The sequence below is a fragment of the Psychromonas arctica genome, assembly GCF_038155225.1.
Classification (GTDB): domain Bacteria; phylum Pseudomonadota; class Gammaproteobacteria; order Enterobacterales; family Psychromonadaceae; genus Psychromonas; species Psychromonas arctica_B.
In genome coordinates, this window is the sequence record NZ_JBAKBA010000258.1 from 1 (window position 1) to 224 (window position 224).

The 224-nt window shown below is 39.7% G+C and carries 1 pseudogene; it reads left to right on the forward strand.

Features of this window, described 5'->3' with window-relative positions:
• Nucleotides 1-224 (forward strand): annotated as a pseudogene (locus V6255_RS18480) (triose-phosphate isomerase); the annotation flags it as partial.

The window sequence follows — 224 nt, forward strand, 5'->3', positions numbered from 1 at the left end:
TCAAGAAAATGGTTTTGTACCTGGTTTATGTATTGGTGAATCACTAGAAGAACGTGAAACTGATTAAACATTTGCTGTTGTAGAAACTCAACTTAAAGCAGTTGGTGACCTAGCAGGTATTGACGCTCTTGAAAATTCAGTGATTGCGTATGAACCAGTTTGGGCAATCGGTACTGGGAAAGTTGCAACATCTGAGCAAGCACAAGAAGTTCATGCTCATATCC